Raw genomic sequence first — 21,470 nt, forward strand, 5'->3', positions numbered from 1 at the left:
CGAATACAGCCGTGCGTCCTCGGCCGGATGGTCGGAGACGGATGACACTTTGCGGCTGCGTGTTCGAGAATTGGACAGTCATGTACCGAGTGTCAACAGTCCGGACAATCTTGAGGAGAATTCCTCCTGGACTACGCTTGGCCGATGCCACGCTTCAGGGAGACGGTCCGGACACTGCTGCGCGAACGCCTGCTCGACGCCGCGTACGAGGCGGTCGCGGACCGCGGCTTCGACAAGCTGCGCATGGCGCACCTGGCCGGCGCGGTCGGCGTCAGCCGCCAGACGCTGTACTCGGAGTTCGCCTCCAAGGAAGCCGTCGGCGAAGCCCTGTTCCAGCGCGAGCTGGAACGCTGCCTCGTCGGCATCCAGGCGGGTCTGGACGCGCACCGGGACGACCTGCGGGCGGCCGTCGAGGCCGCCGTCGGCTTCACGCTCCGGCTGGCCGGCCGGAACCCCCTGATCAAGGCCATGCTGACCAGCACCGGCGAGGACGGGCTCCTCCCCTACCTCACGACCCGGTCCGCGTCGGCGTTCGCCACGGCCACCGCCATGGTCGACGCGTACGTCGCGGAGGCGTGGCCGGGCGTCGGCCCGGTGGCGCGCGAACTGGCCGTGGACGCGGCGGTCCGGCTGACCGCCAGTCACATCGTCCAGGCCGGTTCGTCCCCCGAGGCGTCGGCCCGCAGGATCGCGGACACCGTGGTCCGGGTCGCCCTGAGCACGGGCCACGAGAAGGTGCCCCCGGCGTAGGACGCGCCGCGGAACCGGCGCCGGGAGGCGGAGCCTCCGGAACACCCCTATGGCACCGCCCTCCCGTACTCCTCCAGAACGGGACGACCGTCGAGGCCCGGGGACGAGGAGAGCGGGTGGGCCCGCACGCCGACCCGGCCCTCGATCCGGTCGATCCGCCCCCAGCCGTACGCCCGCGAGTCGTCCGACAGATCGGGGTTGTCGCCCAGGTAGAAGAACGCCCCCTCGGGCACGGTCCGCAGCTCGGCCCGCGCCGAACGGGTGCCCTCCGCCGTGCAGCAGGGGCCCGTACGGCGGGCCTGCGCCGCCCAGCGGGGCGACACCACCCGGTGGACCGGGCCGGTGCCCCGCTCCTGGAGGAGGACCTGGAAGGGTTCGTCCGGCGTGGAGACGATCGCGACCCGGTCGCCGGGGAGCGCGACGACCCGCTTCACCAGGAGGGCGTCCTTCCCGGTGGCCCGCAGCAGCACCACGTCGAACCGGCGCGCCTCGCCGGCGGAGCCCGGGACGGCGAGGACCCGGTCCCCCCGGTGAAGGGTGGGGGCCATGCTGGAGCCGTCGACCCGGATGCCGAGGGCGGTGACGGCGACGCCCGCGAGGAGGCAGAGCACGGCTCCGGCCCCGAGGACGGCTCCGACCGCCCGGCGCGCGCTCATCGGCGGGGACCGGAGGACGAAGGCCGGTCGGTTTCGGTCATGGCCGGACGGTAGGACGGCGGGCGGTGATCGGCTGTGACCGTACCGCTCAGGGTTGTTGACCACGGTCGTCCGGGACCACGACGACCGGTCCCACCAGGGAGCCGGCCCGGAGGACGGCCGGCCCGCCCCGGGGACCGGCACCCGTACGGGCCGCCCCGGACGGAGCGGTGGCGGTGTCCTGATCCGGCCGGTCGCTCGGCCTTCGTCACACTCTGGTCGAGTGGGTCACCCTGCCCATCGTCATCCGCGAGGCTGACCGCCGCCGCGAACACCCGCCCCACCGGCGGGCCCTCGACGGCCTGGTCCACCTCCGCCGCCATGACCCACTCGCGCGGATCGCTGCCGGCTTCGGCATATCCGTCGGCACCGCTCGCGCCCACGCCGCAGCGGTCGTCGGCCACCTGTCCGGCGGGCGCCCGGACCGCTGCGGCCCGAACCGCACCTCCGTCGCCGCCACGGCCGCCCTCGCCCCGGAGCACCCACGCCGAAAAGGCTCACTGCCCCGGGTGCTGCCCTTCCGGTCCTGTCGGGAACACGCTGCGAACAGGTTTCGTGGAACACGTCCCATCTTCCTGAAAGGCGCCCCGTTGGCACAGCACGAACACCACCAGGAGCAGGCAACCGGCCTCAAGTCCCCGGCGCCTGCCAGACCGGCCCGCACGAGCCCGGCAGGACTTCTCGCCCTTCAGCGCACTGCGGGCAACGCCGCCGTCCTCCACATGCTCCAGCTCTCCGGACATCCCTACGCCCAACCACCCGCCCAGCGCGAGGACCAAGCCGCCGAACAGCACGTCCACGGCGCCGGCTGCGGACACCAACGGACCGCCGCCGAACAGGCACCCGCCGCTGTGCAGCGGTCCGCCGTCCACGACGTCCTCGCAGGCAGCGGCCGCCCCATGGACGCCCCGCTCCGCGACGAAATGGAAGCCCGCCTCGGTGCCGACTTCTCCGACGTCCGCATCCACGACAGCAGCGCCGCCCGCGCTTCTGCGGGCGAAATCGGCGCCCGCGCCTACACGAGCGGCAACAACATCGTCCTCGGCGACGGCGGAGGAGACAAACACACCCTCGCCCATGAACTCACCCACGTCATTCAACAACGCCAAGGCCCCGTCGCAGGAACAGACCAGGGCAATGGGCTGAAGGTGAGTGACCCGTCGGACCGCTACGAACAAGAAGCCGAATCCAACGCGCACCGAGTCATGAACAATCCGGCACCAGTTCAGCGGGAAACCACATCAACCCGGCCGAAGACACGTGCCTACGTCCCCGCCAAAGAGACTCCGGCGATCCAGCGGAAGATCACACTCGACGATCCGAAAGATCCCCAGAGCCTTCGGAGCCTGGAAAGCGCAGCAGCCGTCCAAGCATTCCTCGAGTCCCACGACATTTCGATAATTGACCGCGTCGCCACCTCCGAGGGAAAATCTCTCACCCCCTCCAGTGGAGCGAAAATAGGATATGAAGTGAAAGCCGTCATGCATGAAATGGTGGAGAGCCCGACAGTACTCACCTACAGCGACGACAGGACCGGCGCAGAAGCCCTCGCTGCAGCCATTTGCGAAAAAATCGCCAAACTTCCCCCTGGGCGCGACCGGAATTCAGGTGACCCCTTGTCACAGGGTGCCAGTCGGCTGGGGATAGCAGACAAGATACTGGGAGCAGTTGGAGGCAAAATAGAAGAGAAAACAGAGAACCTCTCGTTCGGCGAAGGATTTGAATCGGGAGTGAAAAAAGCACTCAAAGACCGGACCGACGCACTTCAAGGCAATATGAAGGTTCCGACACAGGAAGAGTTGAAGAAACTGTCCGACAATCTTCCGGAAGGCGGAAAGTTCGCCCTCTACGCCATGATCAACGGACAGGAAGAACTGCAGAAACTCATAGCCGAGGCCGCTTCTTATGGAAGTCAGGAGGGGGGCGCAAGATTCAGCAAGCAGGCCAACGAAGGGATGGACAGAGCCAAGCAGAGCGCAGGGGGTGCGGTTGTCGGCAGTGTCGTGACATCGGGAACACTCGGAGTGCTGGCCTCTATTGTCAATCCTGCGTTCGGAGCAGCGGTCAGGGTCGGTTCCGCGGCGGTCGGAGCTGCATCGGTCGTCAACGAGGGCGTCAAGGCTGCCCAGCAATTGGAAGATCTCAGAAATGCCCACCCCGTGATATACGAGCGCGTCAGGCAGAGAGTCGATAAAAGCCTGGAGCAGACCTATAACAATGCAGAAAAAACCCTCAATGACAGCGCACAGAACCACAGAGAGGAGATGTCGGAACATTTCAGGGACAATTTCGGTAATTTCTAGGGACGGCTGATCACTCGTTCGAGCGATCGCCCGGAACGGGGCCGGCCGTCTTCGTGATCCCGAACTCGGCCAAGGGTTCGGCAAGTTGGCGAGGAAGGTCGCGGTGGGCCAGTGCGATGCGACGGATGGGTGGACGTGGGATGTTCGCGGAACTGTCCCGTTTCCGGGCTGACTCGCAGGTGTGACTGTCGCCCCGGAGAGGCGCGTTCTTCGTGCCGACGGACGCGCTGCTGTGCGCTGACGGCCCGGCCAGGACGCCGGTGGAACTCTCGACTGGCTCTCCCCGACGGCCGGACACCGGCGCGGCTGCGGCTCCTTGTGCGCCGCTCTCGCTGCCGATGCCCGGGTTCGGAGGGAGAACCGTCCTGGCGGGGCGGGGCAACCGTGTCGTGAGCGGCAAGGGCGGGGCGGCAGCCGGCCGGCGCGATCTCCCGCGTTCGCCTCCCGCCCGGCGCCGCCCGAGGGGCCAGAACCCTCTGACGGCGGGTTCGGCTTCGGCGCCCTGGCCCTGCTGGGCACGGGCGTCTCGGCGCGGTACCGGCCGGCCATCGCGTCAAGGCCGGGAAACGCACGGAGCAGGAGTTCCTCCACCGCCCGCGCCTGCCGCTCTCCTGGGGCGTGTTCCGAAAGCGGCGCCGTCCGCCCGCAGGACGGGCGGGACTTTCGACACACACCCCAACCTCCTCGTGGCCCGGGTTGAGGAGACCCGCGCGTACGACGGCCTGATGTGCGGCGAGGGCGGGGCCGTCCGGCTCGCCGGCCGGATCCCCTTCTCGCGGGACCCGGCGGCGTGCTGATGGGAACGGGCGACCGCGGAGTCGACCGCGACGACCCGGTCCAGGTCCTCCTCGGCGTCGGCCCGGGCGAGCAGGGCGGCAAGGACGCGTCCCGGGTGCCGTCGCTCGCCCACATCCGAGGCCACGGTGGGCGCCCTTCCAAGAGCCGTACCGCTCGGGCAGGTCCCTCCACGGCGTCCCGGTCCGGTACTTGAACGCGATCGCGTCGATCACCTGCAGGTGATCACGCCACCGTCCGCCCCGCCGAGGTGTCCGCTCCGGCAGCAACGGCCCGATGCGTGCCCCCTGGGCATCAGCCACCAACGCACATCAACCGACGATCCGGTGATCGCCAAGAAACGGCCTAGGACTCCCCCCGTCCCCCGCCCCGGTACGCCCGGGGCGTCTCCCCCGTCCAGCGCCGGAACGCCCGGTGGAACGCGCTGGGTTCGGAGAAGCCGAGCCGGCGCGAGAGGTGCTCGATCGAGACGCGCCCGGCGGCCAGTTCCGCGATGGCGTGGTCCCGTCGCACCTGGTCGCGGAGCCGCTGGTACGTCGTCCCCTCGGCGGCCAGCCGGCGGCGCAGGGTCTGCGGGCTGACGGACAGCCGGGCGGCGAGCTGTTCCGGCGTCGGAACCGGGCCGTCGGACAGGGCGCGCCCGATCAGGAGCCGCACCCGGTCGGTCACGGTGCCGCCGTGGTCCGCGGGGACGAGCACGTCGGCGGGGGCGCGGCGCAGGAACGTCTTGAGCGCGGCCCCGTCGCGGAGGACGGGTTCGCCGAGGTCCGCCCGGTCGAAGACGGCGGCCGTCCGCCCGGCGCCGAAGACGGGGGGCACCCCGAACAGGAGGGCGTACTCGCGGGCGTGCCGGGGTTCGGGGTGGACGAACTCGACCCTGCGCAGACCGATCCGGCGCCGGACGAGCCAGCCCGCGAACCGGTGGGCGACGAGGACGGTGGCCTCGGCGCCGAAGTGGAGCGGGTCGTCGTACCCGGAGACGTCGAACTCCATCCGGGCCTCGTCAGGGTCCCCGGCGCCGGGGGTCCCCCCGTCCGCCGCGGGTTCCACCAGGCGGAAGCGCGGGCCGGCCGGGAAGAGGGAGTAGAAGGTCTGGGCGCGCCGCAGCGCCTCGCGCAGGTCCCGGCTGCCGTGGACCACCGCGTGGGCCATCATCCCGAAGGTGCCGACCTTGCTGGGCGCGCCGCCGAAGCCGATCAGCTCGTCGTCCAGGGCGGTCCACAGCTCCCGGACGAGCCGTCCGAACTGTTCGGCGGGAACCCGGGGTTCGTCCAGGAGGGCGAGGGGCAGTCCGGCCCGTGCGAGGAGCGGCCCGGCGGCCACTCCGCGCCGTTCGGCGCCGAACAGCGCGGCCCGCACGTGGTGGGCGCCGACCGACGCCGGCGGGCGCGCCGTCTCCGTCGGCATGCGCGTCGCCTCCGTTCCGGCCGCGTCGGTCCGGTGCTCACGGGGCGAGACACTTCCCTCGCCAGTTGTCCAGGTTCGGACATTCTAACGAGAACTGTAAAGCGCTTCGGCCCCTCCCCCGCTCGCGCGGAACGCGACCCACGGCCGGGGCGCCGGGGTCCGGGCGGAGCCCCGGCGCCCCGGCCGGTCCGCTCCCGCCTTCAGCACCCCAGGGGTTCGGCCGCCGCCCGCAGCGCTCCGGCGACCGCCCGCACGGAGGGGCGGCGGCCCTCGTCGGCGCGCCAGGTGGCGTAGATGTGCCGCCGCATCTTCTGCCGTACGGGGACGAAGACGACGCCGTCCGGCACCGGCCGGCCGAGCCGGGGCGTCACACAGACTCCGAGCCCGGCCGCGACGAGCGCCAGCTGGGTGTGGTGCTCCCCCGCGAAGTGGCCGATGAGCGGCTCGACGCCCTGCGAGCGCAGGGTGAACATCAGCCAGTCGTGGCAGAACTCGCCGGACGGCCAGGACACCCACTCCTCCTCCGCGAAGTCGACCAGGTCCACCGCCTCGCGCCCGGCCAGCGGGTGTCCCGCGGGCAGGGCCACGTCGGCGGTGTCGTCGCAGAGGTGGAGGCGCTCCAGGCCGCCGGGCACGGGCGCCCGCTTGTTGCTCCAGTCCAGGACGATCGCGAGGTCGGCGTCGCCGCGCAGCACCGCCCGCACCCCCGGTTCGGGCTCCAGTTCCGTCGTACGGACCCGGAGTTCGGGGTGGTCCGCGCGCAGGGCGGCCAGCGCGGCCGGGAAGAGCCCCCGGGCCGCCGTGGGGAAGCCGGCGAGCCGCACCTCCCCCACGACCCGGCCGCGCTGGGCCTCGATGTCGGTCTGGGCCAGCTGCACGTGGGAGAGGATGCGGGCGGCGTGCCCGGCCAGCAGCAGTCCGGCGTCCGTGAGGCGCACGCCCCGCCCGTTCTTGGCGAGCAGCCGCTGGCCGACCTCGCGCTCCAGTTTGGACAACTGCTGCGAGACGGCCGAGGTGGTGACGTGCAGTCCGTCGGCCGCGCCGCTGACGGAGCCGTGCCGGGCGACGGCGTCCAGGACACGGAGGCGCTCCAGGTTCAACATGTAAGCGATGCTAAGGCAAGGTGTCGAGTAATTCTCGCTTGTCCTAAGAAGTCGTTCCGGACACCCTGAAGGGCATGAGCCCCGCAGTCCCGCCATCCGCGCCGTCCGCCGTCCTTTCCCCCACGTCCTCCCCCAGCCGGCCGGACCAGCCCGGCCGGCCCTCCGCCCCGCGCCTGCTCGACTGGCGCGTCCGGTTCGGCGCCCTGGCCCTCATCTGGGGGTTCAGCTTCCTCTTCATCAAGATCGGCACGGAGGGCTTCGCCCCTCTCCAGGTCACCTTCGGCCGGCTCCTGTTCGGTACGGCGGTCCTCGCCGTCGCCCTGGTCGCGAAGCGCGACCGGCTGCCGCGCGGCGTCCGCGTCTGGGGGCACCTGGCGATCGCGGCCCTCCTCCTCAACGCGCTGCCGTTCTCCCTCTTCGCGTACGCGGAGCTGACGATCCCCTCGACCCTCGCGGGCATCTGCAACGCGACGACCCCGCTGTGGGGCATGCTGCTTTCCCTCGTCGCGCTCTCCGAGGACCGTCCGACCCGGGCCCGGGCGGCCGGCCTGGGGCTCGGCTTCGTCGGGGTCCTCACCGTGCTCGGCGCGTGGCAGGGCTTCTCGGGCCTCGACGCGACGGGCACCGTGCTCGCCCTGCTCGCCTCGTTCAGTTACGCGGTCGGCTGGATCCACGTCCGCAGGACGCTGGCCGGCACCGGCGCCTCGCACCTCTCGCTCGCCGGCTCCCAGGTGGGACTCGCGACGCTGCAACTGGCCGTGGTCACACCGCTGTTCACCTCGGCCCCGACGTCGGTGGAGCTCCTTCCGCTGCTCGCCGTGATCGCGCTCGGCGCGCTCGGCACGGGGTACGCGATGCTGCTCCAGTACGGCATCGTCGCGGAGGTCGGCCCGACGACGGCCTCCATGGTCACGTACTTCATCCCGGTCGTCGCCACGGCGGCGGGCGTCACCCTCCTGGACGAAGGGCTCACCTGGAACACTCCGGTCGGCGCGCTCGTGGTCATGGCGGGCGCGGCCCTCACCCAGACCCGTGCCTCCCGCCGCACGACCGCGCCGCCGTCGCGGGAACCGGCCCCCGCGCCCGGGAAGTCCCCGGTCCCCGTCCGGGCCCTCCACCCGGAGGAGGGCACCCCCGGCACCCGGCCACCCCTCCGTGCGTGAGCGCGGTCGGCCGCCGGCCGCGGCATCCACGAGCGGCACCCCTCGTGCGGGAACCGTTCCGGGAACCGGGAAAGCGCGGGTTCCGGAAGGCGGCGTTCCTCGCGGGGTGAGGAACGGCCCGCCAGGACCGACGACCACGGGGGCCACGCATGACGCGGTACTCGATCCCGCTACCCGTAGCTCCGCGCCGGCGCGGGTCCCGTCGCCCCTGCGACGGCGTCGGCCAGGGACTCGACGTCCGCGACGGCCAGGCCGGAGACGGTGATCCGGACGGCCGGCCCGGACTCCACGCGGAACCGCGCCCCGGGGGCCACCGCCCAGCCCGCCGCGAGAAGCCGCGCCACCGCGCCCGTCTCGTCGGCGACCGGCACCCACACGTTCATGCCGGAGCCGCCGTGCGCCCGGACGCCGCGCCGGGCGAGGGCGCGGACCAGGCCGTCGCGCCGCTCCCCGTACGAACGCGCGACGACGGCCGGGTCCACCGCCTCCGCGGTCCAGAGCTGCGCGACGGTCCACTGGAGCAGCCGGCTGACCCAGCCGGGGCCGAGCCGCTGGCGGCCGAGTACCCGGTCGACGGTCTCGGGGTCCCCCGTGAAGGAGGCGATCCGCAGGTCGGGGCCGTACGCCTTGGCGGCCGAACGGACGAACAGCCAGCGGTCGGTGGCCCCGGCCAGCGGGTGGGGCGGCTGCGCGACGATGCCGTACCCGTGGTCGTCCTCCACGAGCAGGACGTCGGGGTGCCCGGCGAGGACGCGCCGCAGCTCCCGGGCCCGTGCCCCGGTGACGCGGGCCCCGGTCGGGTTCTGCGCCCGGTCGGTGACGATCACCGCCCGCGCCCCGTCCTTCCGGAGCGCGCGTTCGACCTCCTCCGGCAGCGGCCCCTCGTCGTCCAGGGTGACCGGGACCGGTCGCAGGCCGAGCGCGGGCACCAGGTCGAGGAGGCTGCCCCAGCCCGGGTCCTCGACGGCGACGGCGTCGCCCGGCCTGAGACGGGCCGCGAGCACCCGTTCGATGGCGTCGAGGGAGCCGGAGGCCACGCCGACGGGCCCGTCCGGCACCCCGTCCGCGTCGAAGGCGGCGCGCGCGAGCCGTCCGAAGTCCTCGTCCACCGGGGACTCCCCGTACATGCCGGGCCGTTCGGCGTACCGTCGCGCGGCTTCCGCCAGGGCGTCGCCGAGGGGCGGCAGCAGGGCGCGGTCGGGGTTGCCCTCGCTCAGGTCCCGCACCCCGGCGGGTGCCTCGACCCGGATCGATCCGCGCGCGGTCGTGGCGGGCCGGGACCGCACCCGGCTGCCGCGCCGTCCGTCCGTCTCGATCACCCCGCGTTCGCGCAGGGTCCGGTAGGCGGCGGCGACGGTGTTGGGGTTCACGCCGAGTCCGGCCGCCAGTTCCCGCAGAGGGGGGAGGAGACGGCCGGGCTCCAGCGCACCGGTGCCGACCCCCCGCTCGACGCTGGCGGCGATGTCCGATGCGCGGCGGCCTTCGATCCGATACTCTCCTAGCACAAAAAACAGTATGCACTAGTGCAATGGAGTACGCAATGAGCGCCCCCGCCGACGCCTACACCCCGTCCGACCGGACCGTGCCCACGCGCTCCCGTGAACGCGCCTCGTACGACAGGGAGTTGGTCCACTCGATACTCGACGAGGCGTACGTCTGCCACCTCGGCTTCGTCCGGGACGGCGCGCCGGTCGTCCTGCCGACCCTCTTCGGCCGGGTCGGCGAACGCCTCTACGTCCACGGCTCCACCGGCTCGCGGCCGCTGCGCGCGACCGGCGACGGCACGAAGGCCCCGGGCCTGCCGGTCTGCCTGACCGTCACCCACGTCGACGGCCTCGTGCTCGCCCGCTCCGCCTTCCACCACTCCCTCAACTACCGCTCGGTCGTCGTGCACGGCATCGCGCACCAGGTCACCGACCCGGAGGAACGGCGGATCGCGCTCGACGCCCTCGTGGACCACGTCGTCCCCGGCCGTTCCGCCGACTCGCGCCCGGCGAACGCCAAGGAACTCGCCGCCACCTCGGTGATCCGCCTCGACCTGGACGAGGTGTCGGCGAAGGTCCGTTCCGGCGGACCTTCGGACGACCCCGAGGACCTCGGCCTTCCCCACTGGTCCGGCGTGGTCCCCGTACGGAACGGCTACGGCGCGCCGGTCCCAGCCGACGACCTCGACCCTGGCATCGCCCTCCCCGGTTACCTCACCGCGCTCTGACGGCGGAGGAGGGACCGGCGGGACCGGGCCGTCGCGGAGCCCGGCCCGGCCCTCGCCGGGTACGGGACACGGCCTACGGCGCGCTCCACCCGGTGGGCAGCTCCGTGCCCCGGTCCCCGGGCTCCGTCCGGGCCGCCCCGCCGGGGACTCCGGGCGCCCCGGCCTCCCCCGCGCTCCCGTCGCCCGATCCGGCCACGGGTCCGGCCGGCGGTGCCTTCGGGGTCGAGGACTGGGCGATGAAGGCGCCGACCAGGACCATCGCGCCACCGGCGATCTGCGGCGCGCCCAGGTGCTCGCCGAGCAGGATCCAGGCGAGGACGGTCGCGACGACCGCCTCCAGGCAGGCCACGACGCCCGCCACCTGCGGAGAGAGCCGGCGCACCGAGACGACCCCGGTGACGTAGGCGAGGACGGTGGCGATCAGGACGATCCAGCCGAGCAGCAGCCAGGCGGGCACGCCGACGTCGTCCATGCGGACGTGACCGCCCAGGACCCCCCAGTCCATGCCCCACGGCCGGGACACGACGGTGAGGACGAGGGCGCCGATGAGCAGCCCGTACGCGATCACCCCGACCGGGTCGGCCCGCTCGGCCCCGTCGGCGCCCTGGTCGGAGAGGACGAAGTAGCCGACCTGGCAGCAGGCGGCGGCGAGCGCCAGGAGCAGCCCGACGAGGTCGAAGCGCAGGCCGGACCAGACCTGGACGACGCAGGCGAGGCCGCCGACGGCGAGGACGACGCCGAAGGCGGCGGCGCGGGTGACCGGCCGGTGCTGGACGAAGCGGACCCAGCCGAGGACGAGGGCCGGGGCGAGGTACTCCACGAGGAGGGCGACGCCGACGGGGATCCGGGAGATCGAGGCGAAGTAGAAGGCCTGGACCCCGGCGACGGCGAGCAGCCCGAAGCCCGCGAGGAGGGCGGGGTGGCGGCGCAGGAGGTGCCGGTGGCGCCAGGCCACCGGAAGCATCACGAGCGCGGCGCCGGCGACCCGGAGCCACACCACGTGGAGCGGGTCGAGCCCCGCCTCGATGAGCGGCTTGGCCGCCACTCCCGAACCACCGAACGCGAAGGCCGACACGAGGGCGAGCCCCAGGCCGGCGCTTCTCACCTGAGACGCGTGCATGGGGTCATGATGGCAGGCCCCCGTCAGGGGTGTAACCCCCGTCGCACCTGTGGGGGCGGCCCCTCGTGGCAGATCTCGCCGGAGGCGCCGCCGACGGGGTCCGGGGCGTCGGCGCGGGCGGCCAAGGCGTCGGGATCGACCCCGGCGCGGCGCAGCACCTCGGCGGCCCGGCTCCCGGGATCGGCGGCGACGACGGCGAGCAGGTCGGCGCTCCCGGCCCGGGGCGCACCGCGCTCGGCGGCCCGCCGGAAGGCGCCCTCCAGGGCGGCGGTCGCGGCCGGTGACCAGCCGGAGGTACGGGTCTGCCGGGGTTCGTCCCCGCGCGGCGCGGGGAGTGGGCGGCCGGTTCCCGTGTCCTCGACGGAGCGCTGCCAGCGCAGGCCGTAGCCGATGGACCGCTGGACGAGGTAGCCGAGGACGCGGGCGAGCCGGTCGTCACCTCCGAGCGCGGCGGCGGCCCCGGGGTCGGACTCGACCAGCGAGTGCAGCAGGTGCGCGGTGTCGACCTGGCGGTCCCCGCCCCGGAGGGCCCTGCGCCGCGCGCCCGTGACGACCGCGGCGAGCGACGGCGTCAGGAAGGACGTGAGCTCCGCGCGCGGGGCGACGGGCGACGGAGGGCGGGGGACGGGACGGTGCACGCTCCCACCTCATCAGACTCCGGCGTCCGGGACATCGCCGGGGAGGAGCATGTCCGCGTCCCACCGGAGTGGGGCACGGACGCGCGGGTCCTCCTCCTTGCGGATGAGATCGTGTTTCCCGTCCCCGGGAGGGCGCGCCGCCTTGCCCCGCGTCCCGCCGCAACCAGGACCCCCTCCCCGCTCGTCCTACGGACGTGTTCTGGACGGTGGGTCTGCTCGCGCTCGACGGACGGCAGTACGTGTACCGGGTGTACGCACCCCGGGGGGCGCTGCCTGCCGATCTGTTCTGGGCCGCGTTCCACTGCCACGAGGAGGACGGGGCCCCGCGCGCCTCCGACAGTTTCGACACGGCCGAGATCCGGTGGGTCGGCGGTGGCGCGGGCCCGGCCGCCGCGGAACTGACGGCCCACCGGCACTGAACGCCCGGCGGGCGCACGGAGGGGGCCCGTGACGATCCCGGTTCCGGCGGTCGTCACGGGCCCCTCCCGGCCTCAGTGCTCGTCGGCCAGGATCAGGTACAGCTTCTTGCGGGCCTCGTTGATCACGGCGACCGCCTTCTGCCGCTGTTCGGCGCTGCCGGTCTTCCAGACCTGCCCGACCGCCTCCATCAGCCCGAAGCCGGCCTGCCGGATCTCGTTCACGGCCTCCCAGTCCACCCCGCGTCCGGCCTCCTCCCAGGGAGCCTCGGGCCCGTCCTCGGCCTCGGCGCGACCGGTGTCGGTGAGCGCGAACAGCTTCTTGCCGCCCTCGCTCGCGCTGGTGATCAGCCCCTCGTCCTCGAGCAGCTGGAGGGTGGGGTAGACCGAGCCGGGGCTGGGCCTCCAGGCCCCGTCGCTGCGCTCGCCGATCTCCCGGATCATCTCGTAGCCGTGCATCGGGCGGTCCTTCAGGAGCGCCAGGATCGAAGCCCGCACGTCACCGCGGCGCGCCCGTCCCCGGCCGCCGCCGCGACCGCGCCCCCCGAAGGGGCCGCCCCCGAACGGCCCGCCGCCGAACCCGGGCCCGAAGGGCCCGAACGCGGCGCGCCGTCCGTCGAAGTCCCCCCGGCCCCCGGGGCCGCGTCCGCGGCCTCCACGGCCGGCTCCGTGTCCGTCTCCGTACTCGTGTCCATGGGAACGCATCGCGACACTCCTTCCGTCGGCATCACTTCTTCGAATCATCGCGATGCTTCAACGATATATCGGCAACACCCGTCGAGCAAGAGGGAAACCCACGGCGGGCCCTCCCCCGCCACCGGGCGCCGCCGGAGCCGGACCGCCGCGCGGCCCGCGGCCCCGCACGGGGCCGTACGTACGGTCCAGTTCTCCGCGATTGGCCTTGGCCCGCGGAAATCCGGCCCCGGTACCGTCGCCGCCATGCGCATCCGAATCGTCGACGCCTTCACCGACCGGCCCTTCTCCGGCAACCCCGCGGGGGTCCTCCTCCTCGACTCCTTCCCGGAGGACGACTGGCTCCGGAAGGTCGCCGCCGAGGTCAACCTCTCCGAGACCGCCTTCGCCCATCCGCTGCCCGCCGGGAGCGAGGCCGACTGGGCCCTGCGCTGGTTCACCCCGACCACCGAGGTCGACATGTGCGGCCACGCCACGCTGGCCACGGCCCACGTCCTGCACACCACCGGCGCCGCGACCGGCACCGTCCGCTTCGCGGCCCGCTGCGGCGTCCTCGGCGCCACCGCCGAGGACGACGGCACGATCACGATGGACTTCCCGACCTCCCCCCTCGTCCCGGTCCCCGTCCCGGAGGGCCTGGAGGAGGCGCTCGGCGCCGAGGCCGTCGCCGTCCACGACACGGGCGCCCACATCGGCGACCTCGTCGTCGAACTGCGCGACGAGACCACCGTGCGCTCCCTCGCCCCCGACTTCGCCGCCCTGCGCCGCGTGTCCTCGCGCGGCGTCATCGCGACCGCCGCCGCCGAACGCCCGGACAACGGCTACGACTTCGTCTCGCGCGGCTTCTTCCCCGCCGTGGGCATCGACGAGGACCCGGTGACCGGCAGCGCCCACACCGCGCTCGCCCCCCTCTGGTCGGCCCGGTTCGGACGCGACGACCTGACCGGCTTCCAGGGCGGCGCCCGCACCGGACTCGTCCGCACCCGCCTGCGCGGCGACCGCACCTTCCTGAACGGCCACGCCGTCACCGTCGTCGAGGGGGACCTGCGCGCCTGACCCCCGCGCAGACGACGGGAGGGGCGCCCGGAGAACCCGTGCGCCCCTCCCGTCGCGCCCGTCACGCGGTCGGCAGCCAGCCCACCTTCCCCGCGAGCAGCCCGTACCCGACGAAGGCCACGATGTCGAGCAGCGCGTGCGCCACGACCAGCGGCCCGACCCGGCCCCAGCGGCGGTACAGCAGGACGAAGACCACGCCCATCACCACGTTGCCGAGGAAACCGCCGATCCCCTGGTAGAGGTGGTACGAGCCGCGCAGCACCGAACTGGCCACGAGCGCCGCCGTCGGGGTCCACCCCAGCTGCCCCAGTCTGCGCAGCAGGTAGCCGACGACGATCACCTCCTCCAGGACGGAGTTCTGGACCGCCGACAGGATGAGCACGGGGTACTTCCACCACACGTCCGGCAGCGACTCGGGAACCACCGTCAGGTTGAACCCGGACGCCCTCGCCGCCAGGTAGAACGCGAGCCCGGCACTCCCGATCCCCGCCGCGACCAGCGTCCCGCGCCCGAGGTCGGGCCACGGCCGGGTCCGGTCGAAACCGATGGCCCGGAGGCCCGAGCCCTCCCGCAGCAGGAGGTGGGCGACGAGCACGACCGGCACCAGCGCCGTGGCGATGCCGAAGAGCTGCCAGGACAGGTCGAGCCAGGGCCGCCCCGGCGCGTACGAGCCGTTGAGGGTCGCCGCCTGTTCCTTCAGCGCACCGGGCCTGGTGAGCGAGCCGACGAAGCTGATGAGCGCCGACACGCCGCTCGCCCCGAGCGAGAGGGAGAGCACGATCAGCGTCTCGGAGCGCAACACCCGGGGCGCCGGCCCGTCGGGGGACGGGGAGGCTTCCCTCACTCGTTGCTCGGACACCACATCTGTCTCCACTTCCCCGGACGACCGAACCCGTGGGGACATGATCCCCCATGCGAGGCTCCGGGACGGAGGCGGAGGGGGCCGCCTCAGCCGATGCCGACCGGCCAGGTGTGCACCGGATCGCCCGCGCTCATGAGGGTCCGGTAGCGGCGGGTCGTCGCCGCGAGCGCCGTCCGCCGGTCGAGGCCCGCCTCCAGGGCCCGGTGGAAGGTGTCGGCCTGCCAGGAGGCGCCGTTCACCCGCCGCAGGCAGCGCTGTTCGATCACGCCGAGGTAGAAGTCCCGGTCGGCGGGCTCGATGCGCCAGGCGTCGAGTCCCGTCGCGGCGAGCGGCAGCAGCTCGTCCAGGACGAGCCGTACCGCCGGCACGGTCGCGACGCCGCCCGCGCGTCCCGGGCGGGGCCAGCGCAGCTCCGCCTCGATGCCGTGGCGGCAGGCCGTGTCGAAGTTGGCCTCGGCGTCCTCGAAGGCCATCCGCTTCCAGACGGGCCGGGGTTCGTCGGCGAGCGCGCGCACGAGGCCGTAGTAGAAGGCCGCGTTGGCGATCACGTCCGTCACGGTCGGACCCGCCGGCAGGACCCGGTTCTCGACGCGCAGGTGCGGGACCCCGTCGACCACGCCGTACACGGGCCGGTTCCAGCGGTAGACCGTGCCGTTGTGCAGGACCAGTTCCCGGAGGCCCGGCACGCCTCCCCGGTCGAGAACGAGCAGCGGGTCCTCCTCGTCCCGGACGGGGAGGAGGGCGGGGAAGTAACGGAGGTTCTCCTCGAAGAGGTCGTAGGCCGAGTCGACCCACCGCTCCCCGAACCAGGTGCGCGGCCGGACCCCCTGGGACTGCAGCTCGGGCGGCCGGGTGTCGGTGGCCTGCTGGAAGAGCGGCGGCCGGGACTCCCGCCACAGCTCGTGGCCGAAGACGAAGGGCGCGTTGGCGCCGAGCGCGATCTGCACGCCGGAGACGGCCTGCGCCGCGTTCCACACGGCGGCGAACCGGGCCGGTGTCACCTGGAGGTGGAGCTGGACCGAGGTGCAGGCCGCCTCGGGCACGATCGACTCCGAGGTGCACCGGAGGTGTTCGACGCCGTGGATGTCGAGGACGAGGTCCTCCCCCCGGGCGGCGAGGATCTGGTCGTTGAGGAGCGCGTAGCGGTCGTTGTCCGACAGGTTCTCGGGCACCAGGTCGTGCTGTTCGAGCGTGGGCAGCACGCCGATCATGACGACGCCCGCGTCGAGTTCCGCCGCCATGCGGTCGGCGTATCCGATGCCGGCCCCGATCTCCTCCGCCAGCCGGTCGAATACGCGGCCCTCCAGCTGGTGGGGGGCGATGTTGACTTCGAGGTTGAACATTCCGAGTTCCGTCTGGAAATCGGTGCTCGCGATCTTTTCGAGAACCGGACCGTTGAGCATGCGGGGCAGCCCGTCGGCCCCGGCGAGATTGAGTTCGATCTCCACGCCCATGAGATTGCGCGGGCGGTCGAACCTCTTCTCCGCCAGGAGCCTCGCGAGTCCCGCCAGACATTGCTGGAGTTTCCTCCGGTAGTGCTGTCGGTCGGACGGGCCGAACCCGTCGGCCACGACCTTCTCGCCCATCGAAGTGTCCTTCCCCGGCTGGGCGGCCACCATGGCGGCCGCGCGTCACGGACCATGATGCCCACCCCGCTGATCCACAACGCCCGCGGGACCGGCTTGTCGGACGATAGGCTGGACGCAGCACTCCAATGGCACATTCCACAGGCAACGAATGATCGTCACATACCGACGCCATATTGCCTGGAAAGCCATGGTCGGAATTCGGCCGACCGAACCCGTGTGATATACGCGGGTGAGAGCGGTATCGTCCTCCTGATTCCGCTTCTCCGCCCCGCGACGAAGTCCTGATGACGCCTTGCCAGGAATAACGGGGACGTCTAGCGGAAACACTGTGTGAACACGTGTCGTATAAACTCCGCGGACGAGGCAGAGTGTTGGCGCCCGATCACGGCCCCGTGCCATGGCCCCACGGCCCCTCTCTGGCCCCGCCGCCGACAGCGCCGTCGTACCTGCCCACGCGTCACCGTGTCTCCTGAGCGAGAGGCGACCCACCATGCTCCGACCCTCCCCGGCCCCCGGGCCGGCCCTCCGCAGCGTCCTCGCGGCGCTCGGCTCACCGACCGTCGTCCGTGAGGCGCGAACCCCCGCCCTGCGGGTCGCGCAGGGACCGCTGAGCCCCGAACTCCCCCTGCCCGTCCACGTCTTGGACATCACCGGAGCTCCGGGGCATCCGCCTCGCACCCGGCTCGCCGGATGGCGCTTCCTGATCCGGAACGGGGACCGGACGATCGCGGCCGCGGACACCGCGCCCACTCCGGACGGCTGGTCCTTCTCGCACTTCTTCGAGGGACCGTACGTCTCCTCCACGGAACGGGCCCTGCAGCAGGCCGAAAAGATCCCGGTCGCGTACCGGCCGCGGCTGCTCTCCGTACCGGAGCTCTACATGCTGACCCTCTGGCTGCAGGCGGACCCGGAGGCGGACGACACCACCGCCGCCCCGGCCGCCGCCGACCTGCTGGTGCCGCTGGCTCCCGCGCCGCCGGGGATCACGGCCCACCACCCCTACCCGGCCGCCGACCTCCTGCCCGTCCTCAGCACGCGGCTCGCGCCGCCGCTCCTGGGCTCACCGGCACCCGCCTGAACCGCCCTTCCCCGCACGCCACCGCCCCGTGCCCCGTCCGGGACACGGGGCGCGCCGCTGCCCGGACCGGGCGTCCGAACGCGCCGCCCGAACGCCCCTCCCGTACGGACTAGCCCGCCCGGACCACCCCGAACCACCCGAAGGGGCGGGGTGGTTGGACCGAACCGCCCTTGCGGGTGACGCGTCCCTCCGAGAGGGGACGAGCTGCCGCGAAATGCCTGCGGAAGCCCGCCCCCGGAGCAAGACTGGGACCGGAACCGAACCGACCGACGGGGGCGGCCATGAGCGCGCAGAGCCGCAGGACATCCACCACGACGCAGCGAAAGAACCCATCCATGTGCCAGCACCATCCCGCCTGTCCCACCGCCGACTCCGCCGACCGGGAGGCGGCCCGACTGACGGCACACCACCCGGAGCAGGGCTGGAGCCTGCTGTGCAACGGCGTCCTGCTCTTCGAGGACACCGGTGAACTGCTGCCGGACGGACAGGTCATCGCCCCGCACCGTCCCCTCGCGGCGGGCCGGGTGACGACCGCCGCCTGACGGGCCCGGACGGAGGACGGGGGCCGGTCCGGAGGAGAACCCTCCGGACCGGCCCCCGTCACGAAGGCGTCCGGCCTCAGTTGTCGTACGCGTCCAGCGGCGGGCAGGAGCAGACGAGGTTGCGGTCGCCGAAGGCGCCGTCGATCCGGCGCACCGGCGGCCAGTACTTGTCGGCGGCCGAGACGCCCGCCGGGAAGACGGCCTCGTCACGGGTGTACGGGTGGTCCCACCCGCCGCCGAGGGCGGCCGCGGTGTGCGGGGCGTTGCGCAGCGGGTTGTCGTCCGCGGGCCACTGGCCCGCGGCGACCTTCTCGATCTCGGCCCGGATCGCGATCATCGTGTCGCAGAAGCGGTCCAGCTCGGTCAGGTCCTCGGACTCGGTCGGCTCGATCATCAGCGTGCCGGCCACCGGGAAGGACATCGTCGGCGCGTGGAAGCCGTAGTCGATGAGGCGCTTGGCGATGTCGTCGACGGTGACGCCGGTCTCCTTGGAGAGCGGGCGCAGGTCCACGATGCACTCGTGGGCGACCAGGCCGGCCGGACCGGTGTAGAGCACCGGGAAGTGCGGCTCCAGGCGCTTGGCGATGTAGTTCGCCGCGAGCACCGCGACCTGGGTGGCCCGCTTGAGGCCCTCGCCGCCCATCAGGCGCACGTACGACCACGAGATCGGCAGGATGCCGGCGGAGCCCCACGGGGCGGCCGAGATCGGGCCGACGCCGGTCTCCGGGCCCGCGGTGGGCTGGAGCGGGTGGTTCGGCAGGTACGGGGCGAGGTGGGCGCGCACGCCGACCGGGCCGACGCCGGGGCCGCCGCCGCCGTGCGGGATGCAGAAGGTCTTGTGCAGGTTCAGGTGCGAGACGTCGCCGCCGAAGTGCCCCGGCTTGGCCAGGCCGACCAGGGCGTTGAGGTTGGCGCCGTCGACGTACACCTGGCCGCCGGCCTCGTGGACCTCGGCGCAGATGTCGGCGACGTGCTCCTCGAAGACGCCGTGCGTCGACGGGTAGGTGATCATCAGCACGGACAGCTCGTCACGGTACTGGGCGATCTTGGCCCGCAGGTCCTCGACGTCGATCTCGCCGTCGTCGGCGGTCCTCACCACGACGACCTTCATCCCGGCCATCACCGCGGAAGCGGCGTTGGTGCCGTGCGCGGAGGACGGGATGAGGCAGACGGTGCGCTGCTCGTCGCCGTTGGCCCGGTGGTACGCGCGGACGGCGAGCAGACCGGCCAGCTCGCCCTGCGAACCGGCGTTGGGCTGGATCGACACCTTGTCGTAGCCGGTGACCTCGGCGAGGCGCTCCTCCAGCTCGGTGATGAGCGTGAGGTAGCCCTGCGCCTGCTCGACCGGGGCGAAGGGGTGGATCTGGCCGAACTCGGGCCAGGTCACCGGCTCCATCTCGGTGGTCGCGTTCAGCTTCATCGTGCAGGAGCCGAGCGGGATCATGCCGCGGTCGAGCGCGTAGTCGCGGTCGGCGAGCCGGCGCAGGTAGCGCAGCATGGAGGTCTCGGAACGGTGCGCGTGGAAGACCGGGTGCGTCAGGTACGCGTCGGAGCGCAGCAGACCGGCGGGCAGCGCGTCCTCGGTGACGGCGTCCAGGGACTCGACGTCGGCGGTGACGCCGAAGGCGGCCCAGACGGCGGCGAGCTGGTCGCGGCCGGTGGTCTCGTCGCAGGAGACGGAGACGTGGTCGGCGTCGGCGCGGTAGAGGTTGACACCGGCCTCGCGGGCGGCGGCGACGACCTCGTCGGCCCTGCCGGGGACGCGGGCGGTGAGGGTGTCGAAGAAGGCGTCCCCGGTGAGCTCGACGCCCCCGGCGCGCAGGCCGGCGGCGAGGATCGCGGCGTACCGGTGGGTGCGGAGCGCGATGCCCTTGAGGCCCTCGGGGCCGTGGTAGACGGCGTACATGCCGGCCATGACGGCGAGCAGCACCTGCGCGGTGCAGATGTTGCTGGTGGCCTTCTCGCGGCGGATGTGCTGCTCGCGGGTCTGGAGCGCCAGGCGGTACGCGCGGTTGCCGTCGGCGTCGACGGACACGCCCACGAGGCGGCCGGGCAGGGAGCGGGCGTGCTTGTCCTGGACGGCCATGTAGCCGGCGTGCGGCCCGCCGAAGCCCATGGGGACGCCGAACCGCTGCGTGGTGCCGACGGCGATGTCGGCCCCCAGCTCGCCGGGCGAGGTGAGCAGGGTGAGCGCGAGGAGGTCGGCGGCGACGGTGACGATCGCGCCGAGTTCGTGGGCCGCGTCGATCAGCGGCTTGATGTCGCGGACGGCGCCGGAGGCACCGGGGTACTGGACGAGCACGCCGAAGACGCCGCGCTCGGCGGCCTCGGCGGGGATGCCCTCGCTCAGGTCGGCGACGACGACCTCGACGCCGGTCGGCTCGGCGCGGGTCTCGATGACGGCGATCGTCTGCGGCAGGGCGTCGGCGTCGACCAGGAAGACGCCGTTCTTGACCTTGCCGACGCGGCGGGACAGGGCCATGGCCTCGGCGGCGGCGGTGCCCTCGTCCAGGAGGGAGGCGCCGGAGGTGGGCAGACCGGTCAGGTCGGCGACCATCGTCTGGAAGTTCAGCAGGGCCTCCAGGCGGCCCTGGGAGATCTCCGGCTGGTACGGCGTGTAGGCCGTGTACCAGGCGGGGTTCTCCATCACGTTCCGCAGGATCACCGGCGGGGTGAAGGTGCCGTAGTAGCCGAGGCCGATCATCGGGGCGAGGACCTGGTTGCGGTCGGCGAGCGTCCGCAGCTCGGCGAGGACCTCGGCCTCGGTGCGCGCGGCCGGCAGGCCCAGCGCCTCGGCGTTCTTGATCACGTCCGGCACCGCGGCGGCCGTGAGCTCGTCGAGCGAGCCGTAACCGACCTGGGCGAGCATCTTGGCCCGGGCCTCGGCATCGGGCCCGATGTGCCGCTGCTCGAACGGGATGCCCTGTTCGAGTTCGGAGAGCGGAATGCGGTTGGCGGTCATGTACGGAGGCCTCCTGGTCGTCACGACCTGCGAGGGGCACCACGGCGCGGGTGCCCGGACGGCCTCCCCCTCTGTCATCTCAACCT

General features: G+C 72.9%; 18 protein-coding genes and 2 pseudogenes. 9 read left to right on the top strand and 11 right to left on the bottom strand.

What is annotated here, in order from left to right; all coding sequences use genetic code 11:
• Positions 1–144 precede the first annotated feature (144 nt).
• Positions 145–750, top strand: coding sequence for a TetR/AcrR family transcriptional regulator (locus tag ACFYZY_RS11750; protein ID WP_388692410.1), 606 nt, complete (start codon positions 145–147; stop codon positions 748–750).
• Between the two features lie 47 nt (positions 751–797).
• Here ACFYZY_RS11750 and lepB read toward each other — a convergent pair whose 3' ends face one another.
• Positions 798–1,406, bottom strand: coding sequence for a signal peptidase I (lepB, locus tag ACFYZY_RS11755; RefSeq protein WP_388692412.1), 609 nt, complete (start codon positions 1,404–1,406; stop codon positions 798–800).
• Positions 1,407–1,660: 254 nt separating this feature from the next.
• Between lepB and ACFYZY_RS11760 the strand changes: the two are divergent.
• Positions 1,661–1,878 (top strand): annotated as a pseudogene (locus ACFYZY_RS11760) (transposase family protein); the annotation flags it as partial.
• A 289-nt stretch (positions 1,879–2,167) separates the two neighbouring features.
• Positions 2,168–3,748 carry a DUF4157 domain-containing protein gene (locus ACFYZY_RS11765; RefSeq protein WP_388692413.1) on the top strand — a complete coding sequence of 527 codons (1,581 nt, stop codon included), beginning with the start codon at positions 2,168–2,170 and terminating at the stop codon, positions 3,746–3,748.
• Between the two features lie 932 nt (positions 3,749–4,680).
• Here ACFYZY_RS11765 and ACFYZY_RS11770 read toward each other — a convergent pair.
• From ACFYZY_RS11770 to ACFYZY_RS11780, 3 genes and pseudogenes are all read right to left on the bottom strand, one after another.
• A pseudogene (locus ACFYZY_RS11770) lies at positions 4,681–4,845 on the bottom strand (transposase); the annotation flags it as partial.
• A gap of 43 nt (positions 4,846–4,888) precedes the next feature.
• The gene (locus ACFYZY_RS11775) at positions 4,889–5,950 is read right to left on the bottom strand and encodes an AraC family transcriptional regulator (protein WP_388692415.1); all 1,062 of its coding nucleotides are present in this window, start codon (positions 5,948–5,950) and stop codon (positions 4,889–4,891) included.
• A gap of 200 nt (positions 5,951–6,150) precedes the next feature.
• A complete protein-coding gene (locus tag ACFYZY_RS11780; RefSeq protein WP_388692417.1) occupies positions 6,151–7,053 on the bottom strand; it encodes a LysR family transcriptional regulator in 903 nt (300 codons plus the stop codon).
• A gap of 74 nt (positions 7,054–7,127) precedes the next feature.
• On the opposite strand from ACFYZY_RS11780, the gene ACFYZY_RS11785 reads away from it, so the two are divergent.
• Entirely contained in the window at positions 7,128–8,216 is a 1,089-nt protein-coding gene (locus tag ACFYZY_RS11785; RefSeq protein WP_388692419.1) for a DMT family transporter, read from the top strand.
• Positions 8,217–8,386: 170 nt separating this feature from the next.
• On the opposite strand, the gene ACFYZY_RS11790 is transcribed toward ACFYZY_RS11785, so the two are convergent.
• Positions 8,387–9,721 (bottom strand): aminotransferase class I/II-fold pyridoxal phosphate-dependent enzyme, encoded by a 1,335-nt coding sequence (locus tag ACFYZY_RS11790; RefSeq protein WP_388692421.1) that lies wholly within the window; start codon positions 9,719–9,721, stop codon positions 8,387–8,389.
• 35 nt (positions 9,722–9,756) lie between these two features.
• On the opposite strand from ACFYZY_RS11790, the gene ACFYZY_RS11795 reads away from it, so the two are divergent.
• Positions 9,757–10,428 (top strand): pyridoxamine 5'-phosphate oxidase family protein, encoded by a 672-nt coding sequence (locus ACFYZY_RS11795; protein WP_388692423.1) that lies wholly within the window; start codon positions 9,757–9,759, stop codon positions 10,426–10,428.
• A gap of 73 nt (positions 10,429–10,501) precedes the next feature.
• Here ACFYZY_RS11795 and ACFYZY_RS11800 read toward each other — a convergent pair whose 3' ends face one another.
• The gene (locus ACFYZY_RS11800; RefSeq protein WP_388692425.1) at positions 10,502–11,548 is read right to left on the bottom strand and encodes a DMT family transporter; all 1,047 of its coding nucleotides are present in this window, start codon (positions 11,546–11,548) and stop codon (positions 10,502–10,504) included.
• A gap of 23 nt (positions 11,549–11,571) precedes the next feature.
• Positions 11,572–12,186 (bottom strand): Clp protease N-terminal domain-containing protein, encoded by a 615-nt coding sequence (locus tag ACFYZY_RS11805; RefSeq protein ID WP_388692426.1) that lies wholly within the window; start codon positions 12,184–12,186, stop codon positions 11,572–11,574.
• 194 nt (positions 12,187–12,380) lie between these two features.
• Here ACFYZY_RS11805 and ACFYZY_RS11810 point away from each other — a divergent pair, with 194 nt between their 5' ends.
• Entirely contained in the window at positions 12,381–12,605 is a 225-nt protein-coding gene (locus ACFYZY_RS11810; protein ID WP_388692428.1) for a hypothetical protein, read from the top strand.
• Positions 12,606–12,677: 72 nt separating this feature from the next.
• On the opposite strand, the gene ACFYZY_RS11815 is transcribed toward ACFYZY_RS11810, so the two are convergent.
• Positions 12,678–13,307 carry a PadR family transcriptional regulator gene (locus ACFYZY_RS11815; protein WP_388692431.1) on the bottom strand — a complete coding sequence of 210 codons (630 nt, stop codon included), beginning with the start codon at positions 13,305–13,307 and terminating at the stop codon, positions 12,678–12,680.
• Between the two features lie 234 nt (positions 13,308–13,541).
• Here ACFYZY_RS11815 and ACFYZY_RS11820 point away from each other — a divergent pair, with 234 nt between their 5' ends.
• Complete coding sequence (locus tag ACFYZY_RS11820; protein ID WP_388692432.1) at positions 13,542–14,351, top strand: PhzF family phenazine biosynthesis protein; 810 nt, start codon at positions 13,542–13,544, stop codon at positions 14,349–14,351.
• 61 nt (positions 14,352–14,412) lie between these two features.
• Here ACFYZY_RS11820 and ACFYZY_RS11825 read toward each other — a convergent pair whose 3' ends face one another.
• Positions 14,413–15,210: a CPBP family intramembrane glutamic endopeptidase gene (locus ACFYZY_RS11825; protein WP_388692434.1), complete on the bottom strand. Its 798-nt coding sequence runs from the start codon at positions 15,208–15,210 to the stop codon at positions 14,413–14,415.
• 89 nt (positions 15,211–15,299) lie between these two features.
• Positions 15,300–16,799 (bottom strand): glutamate--cysteine ligase, encoded by a 1,500-nt coding sequence (locus tag ACFYZY_RS11830; protein WP_388692435.1) that lies wholly within the window; start codon positions 16,797–16,799, stop codon positions 15,300–15,302.
• Positions 16,800–17,292: 493 nt separating this feature from the next.
• On the opposite strand from ACFYZY_RS11830, the gene ACFYZY_RS11835 reads away from it, so the two are divergent.
• Together ACFYZY_RS11835 and ACFYZY_RS11840 are read left to right on the top strand one after the other, a co-directional pair.
• Positions 17,293–17,880: a hypothetical protein gene (locus ACFYZY_RS11835; RefSeq protein ID WP_388692437.1), complete on the top strand. Its 588-nt coding sequence runs from the start codon at positions 17,293–17,295 to the stop codon at positions 17,878–17,880.
• A 335-nt stretch (positions 17,881–18,215) separates the two neighbouring features.
• Entirely contained in the window at positions 18,216–18,422 is a 207-nt protein-coding gene (locus ACFYZY_RS11840; protein WP_388692438.1) for a DUF5999 family protein, read from the top strand.
• 76 nt (positions 18,423–18,498) lie between these two features.
• On the opposite strand, the gene gcvP is transcribed toward ACFYZY_RS11840, so the two are convergent.
• Positions 18,499–21,384, bottom strand: a complete 2,886-nt coding sequence (gcvP, locus tag ACFYZY_RS11845; protein ID WP_388692440.1) for an aminomethyl-transferring glycine dehydrogenase — start codon at positions 21,382–21,384, stop codon at positions 18,499–18,501.
• Positions 21,385–21,470 lie beyond the last annotated feature (86 nt).

It is taken from the genome of Streptomyces sp. NPDC001744, from assembly GCF_042892575.1.
Lineage (GTDB): Bacteria > Actinomycetota > Actinomycetes > Streptomycetales > Streptomycetaceae > Streptomyces.